Annotated in this window: 1 protein-coding gene; it reads right to left on the bottom strand. The window is 73.5% G+C overall.

The genetic code is table 11. From position 1 onward, the window contains the following. Positions 1–691 (bottom strand): exodeoxyribonuclease VII large subunit (gene xseA, locus FV223_RS29130; protein ID WP_147730056.1); only part of this gene is annotated, 691 nt, incomplete at its 3' end. Positions 692–742 lie beyond the last annotated feature (51 nt).

The following is a 742-nucleotide window of genomic DNA, read 5'->3' as shown; positions in this document are numbered from 1 at the left end:
AGGCGGCGCGCACCACCGCCTCCTCGTTGAACGCCCACAGGTCCTCGATCGAGCCGCCGCCGCGGGCGACGATCAGCACGTCCGGCCGCGGGATCGCGCCGCCGGCCGGCAGCGCGTTGAAGCCGCGGATGGCGGCGGCGATCTCGTCGGCCGCGCCGTCGCCCTGCACGCGCACCGGCCAGACCAGCACGGGGCGCGGGAACCGGTCTTCCAGCCGGTGCAGGATGTCGCGGATCACCGCGCCGGTCGGCGAGGTCACCACGCCGACGACCTGCGGCAGGAACGGGATCGCCCGCTTGTGCTCGGCCGCGAACAGACCCTCGGCCGCCAGCGCGCGCTTGCGCTCCTCCAGCAGCGCCATCCAGGCGCCGATGCCGGCCGGCTCGAGGCTCTCGATGACGATCTGGTACGAGGACTTGCCGGGAAACGTCGTGATCTTGCCGGTGGCGACGACCTCGAGTCCCTCCTGCGGCTTCTGCCGCAGGCGATTGAAGGTGCCCTTCCACACCACCGCGTCGATGCGGGCGTTGCCGTCCTTGAGCGAGAAGTAGGCATGCCCCGAGCCGTGCTGCCCGCGAAATCCCGAGATCTCGCCGCGCAGCCGCACGTGCCCGAACGCGTCCTCCAGGGTACGCTTGAGCGCCGACGCGAGGTCGCCCACCGACCATTCCGGCTGGTTGGCGACCAGCACGGCCGCGGGCGGGACGTCCGCGGCCGGCGGCGACCTGCGGGGGGCGGGGGG

The sequence above is a fragment of the Methylobacterium sp. WL116 genome (genome assembly GCF_008039455.1).
In the GTDB taxonomy this organism is placed as follows: Bacteria; Pseudomonadota; Alphaproteobacteria; order Rhizobiales; family Beijerinckiaceae; genus Methylobacterium.
Note: the sequence above shows the minus strand (reverse complement) of the source record. Positions and strands in the feature narration are given on the sequence as shown.